The organism is Micromonospora sp., assembly GCF_048594385.1.
Classification (GTDB): domain Bacteria; phylum Actinomycetota; class Actinomycetes; order Mycobacteriales; family Micromonosporaceae; genus Micromonospora; species Micromonospora wenchangensis.
Window position 1 is genome coordinate 1 of sequence record NZ_JBMDWU010000467.1, and the last position, 3543, is coordinate 3543.

The 3543-nt window shown below is 76.3% G+C and carries 4 protein-coding genes; 1 reads left to right on the forward strand and 3 read right to left on the reverse strand.

Going from position 1 to position 3543, the window contains the following annotated elements:
* Nucleotides 1-128: 128 nt before the first annotated feature.
* A complete protein-coding gene (locus tag ACOJTC_RS25385) occupies nucleotides 129-1019 on the reverse strand; it encodes a DUF3152 domain-containing protein (protein ID WP_420118767.1) in 891 nt (296 codons plus the stop codon).
* Nucleotides 1020-1188: 169 nt separating this feature from the next.
* Here ACOJTC_RS25385 and ACOJTC_RS25390 point away from each other — a divergent pair, with 169 nt between their 5' ends.
* A complete protein-coding gene (locus ACOJTC_RS25390; RefSeq protein WP_420118768.1) occupies nucleotides 1189-2457 on the forward strand; it encodes a DUF2786 domain-containing protein in 1269 nt (422 codons plus the stop codon).
* Between the two features lie 56 nt (nucleotides 2458-2513).
* Here ACOJTC_RS25390 and ACOJTC_RS25395 read toward each other — a convergent pair whose 3' ends face one another.
* On the reverse strand, nucleotides 2514-3023 hold the full coding sequence (locus tag ACOJTC_RS25395; RefSeq protein WP_420118769.1) for a hypothetical protein: 510 nt from the start codon (nucleotides 3021-3023) through the stop codon (nucleotides 2514-2516).
* A gap of 143 nt (nucleotides 3024-3166) precedes the next feature.
* A complete protein-coding gene (locus tag ACOJTC_RS25400; protein ID WP_088643694.1) occupies nucleotides 3167-3340 on the reverse strand; it encodes a CsbD family protein in 174 nt (57 codons plus the stop codon).
* Nucleotides 3341-3543 lie beyond the last annotated feature (203 nt).

The window sequence follows — 3543 nt, forward strand, 5'->3', positions numbered from 1 at the left end:
CCCCCCACCGGGCCGCCCTCCCCCCGCGGGTCTCGGGGGGCCGGCCGGGGGCCCCCCCCGCTTCAACGCCCCACCCGGGGTCGGTCAACGCCCACCCGGGGTCGATCAACGCCCGCCCGGCGGCCGGGTCAGTCGTCGGAGGGGATCGGGTCGTCGTACTCGCCGGCCGGGCCGGTCAGCAGGGTGCCGCCCACCATCGGCCAGGCGTTCGGCCGGCAGCCGTGCAGGCCGAGGGTCTGCTGCTGCATCACCGGGGCCGGCCCGCCCGCCGCCGGACACCGTTCGTGCCCCCGGCCCAGCCGGTGCCCCACCTCGTGGTTGAGCACGTACGCCCGGTAGGTGCCGAGGTCACCCCGGAAGTCGGGAACGCCCCGGGCCCAGCGCGCCACGTTGATCACCACCCGGTCGCCGTTGCGGCAGGAGGTGTACCGGTCGGAGGTGTCCCCGCACAACTCACCCCGGGTGACCGGGGTGGTCAGCAGCACGGTGAAGTCGGCCGGGCTGTCGCCGCCGACCCGTTGCAGCCGCCACCGGCCGTCGGCGGTCCAGCCCCGGCGGTCGGCGAGCACCACCGCCACCTCCCGCCCGAACCGCTCCGGGTCGACGTCGTCGATGCCGCCCTCCACCGCCACCCGGTAGCGCAGGAGCTGCCCACCGCTCCCGGCCACCGCACCCTGCGCGGTCGCCGTCCGCCAGGTGCCGGTCCCCCGCTGCGGGTAGCGCAGCGCCGCCGGGGCGGGCTTGGCGGCGGGGGGCACGGCGGAGGAGAGCGGGGCCGGCGCCTGCTCCCCGGGCGGCACCGGCGGCACCGCCGCGTTGGCCGGCCGGAGCGGTTCCCGCCGTACGTCGCCGACGAGGGCGCCCAGGTCGACGCCCTGCCGCTGGGCCACCACCGCACCACCGGCGGCCAGCGCGGCCACCACCAGCACCGCCGTCAGGACGCCGGCCGGGGTCACGCCCCGCCGTCGTCCCCGGTGCCGGCCGCGGTCGACGGACTCGCTCACCGTCAGGGTGCTCACCGTTCGCCTCCTGTGTCCACCCGGGTCCACTCCGGGCAGGAGTACGGGCGCGGGCGACGAACGGATGAGTGGCCGGCAGGGGCAATCCGGGCCCGGGTACCGTTGCCGGGCAGACACTCCCGACGATCCGGACACCACCCGGGCCGTCGTCCCCCAGGAAGGACCACAGGTGCCGGACGCCGACGCCCTCATCACCGCCGCGGTCGCGGCGGTGCGCGGCACCGACGTACGCGACGCGGAGCGGAACCTGGACCGGCTGGTGGTCGGCAGCGCCCCGGCGCGGGCCGGCGACGACGGCGGCCGGGACGTCCCCGCCGGGCCGGCGGCGGTGGACGCCGCGCTGCTGCGCCGGCTCGTCGCCGCCGTGCACCGGCTCTGGCCCCGGGGCTGGCAGCCGGCCGATGTCGCCCGGATCGTGGCCCGCCGGCTCGGCGCACGCCCCGGCCGGCTGGTCGTCGACGCGCTCGCCGCCGACCGGGCGGCCCGGCCCGGCCCGGTGCCGCAGTGGTGGGACGACCAGCTGACCGACCTGGACGCCCGGGTCCGTTGGGACGACGACGCGGGCTGGCTGGGCGGGTGGGCGGCCCGCGAGGGCACGGACCGGATCGCCGCCCTGCGTGACGCGGTCGAGGTGCTGGCACTGCTGGCCGGACTGCCGCCGGTCGCGGTGCTGCGCCCACCGCCCGGCGGTGTCGGTGCCACGCCCGTGACCGGGCCGTCCGGGCCGTCCGGCTCCCGCGTCCTCGACCGGGTACGCGCGCTGCTGGCCAAGGCGGAGTCCACCACCTTCCCCGCCGAGGCGGAGGCGTTCACCGGGAAGGCGCAGGAGTTGATCGCCCGGCACAGCCTGGAACGGGCGCTGGTCGAGTCGACGGCCGCCCACCCGGACCAGCCCGGCGGGGTCCGGATCAGCACCGACGCCCCGTACGCGGGCGCGAAGGCGCTGCTGGTGCAGGAGGTGGCGGCGGCGAACCGGTGCGAGTCGGTATGGTCCGACGATCTCGGCTTCGCCACCGTGCTCGGCTTCCCCGCCGACCTGGAGGCGGTCGAACTGCTGCACACCTCGCTGCTGGTGCAGGCCACCGCCGCGATGCTGCGCGGCCGGCGGGAACGGCGCGGCGGCGGCCGGCGGACCAGGGCGTACGACGAGGCTTTCCTGCACGCCTTCGCCCGGCGCATCGGTGAGCGGCTGCGGGCCGCGACCGACGCGGCGGACCGGCAGGCGGCCCAGGACACCGGGGCGGACCGCCTGCTGCCGGTGCTCGCGGCCCGCTCCGGCGCGGTACGGGAACGGATGGACACCCTCTTCCCCGGTGTCACCAGGGCCCGGCTGACCGTGCGGGACGCCGAGGGCTGGCAGTCCGGCACCTCGGCCGCCGACCGGGCCTCGCTCGCCGGCGGCACGTCGCCGTCGCGCCCGCTGCCCGGTCGACGCTGAGCTGCCCGGTCGACGCTGAGCCGTCGCGGTAGGGCCCCGACGGCCGTGACGCCGGCTCAGACGTGGCAGTCGCGGGTGAGCCGGGGCGGGATGTCGACGAAGTCGGTGCCCATCCAGCTCGCCGGGCTCTTGGCCGCCGCCCCAGAGTCGATCTTCGTGGCGGTCTCCTGGACCAGCTTCTTGATCCGGTCGTCCTGCGCCTTGCGGGCCTGCGCGCGGACGTCGTCGGCGAGCCGGCTCAGCCGCCCCTTGAGCTTGCCGTTGAGCTGTTCCGGGGTGAGTTCCTCGCGGGTGGCGTCGACCGAGTCGGCGGCGATCTGCCGGCTGCCATCGATGATCAACTGATCGACGGCGCGGCAGACCTGCGCGGTGTTCGCGGCGGTGCCGGCGCTCGGTCCGGTGCTCTCCGGGGCGGTGGTGGTCGACGCCTCCGGTGTGGGTTCCCCGGTGGTGGCGGTGGCCGACGGGCCGGGTGCGGCGTCGGTGCCGGCCTCCTCGTCCGAGCAGCCGGTGGCGAGGACGGCGAGGACGGCAAGGGTGAGTGCGGTGGCGGAGCGGCGATGCATCGACTTTCCCCGTTCGGTGTGACGGCCGTACCGCGACACGATGCCGCACGGGTGGGCGGGAAATCGAATCGGCGGGCACCGGCGGGCCCGGACACGCGTCACGCCGGCCCGACGGGGTCGGTCCGGCGTGACGGTGGTGCGGTTCAGCTCTTGAAGGCGTCCTTGACCTTCTCGGCGGCCTGCTTGAGGCTGGACTTGGCCTGGTCGTTGCGGCCCTCGGCCTCAAGGCGCTCGTTGTCGGTCGCCCGGCCAACGCCTTCCTTGATCTTGCCGGCGGTGTTCTCGGTCGTGTTGCCGATCTTGTCGTCGAACCCCATGAGAGCCTCCCGATGTGAGCATGTCGTTCCAACGACCTTCAACTACCCCCGCCCCCCGTCCCCAAAACACCCCCGCCACCGGCCCCAGCCCGATGACCAAGAGGTGCGGGTCACCCCGGGGCCCGCCGGTGTCGCGGACCACGTGATAAACAAGGGGGTGGGGGGGGGGGGGGGGTGGGGGGGTTGCGGCGGCGGCGGAGGCT

What these genes read in the sequence shown, in the direction of transcription:
- ACOJTC_RS25395 (WP_420118769.1), bottom strand. Translation starts at nt 3,023, where the DNA reads ATGCATCGCCGCTCCGCCACCGCACTCACCCTTGCCGTCCTCGCCGTC.
- ACOJTC_RS25400 (WP_088643694.1), bottom strand. Translation starts at nt 3,340, where the DNA reads ATGGGGTTCGACGACAAGATCGGCAACACGACCGAGAACACCGCCGGC.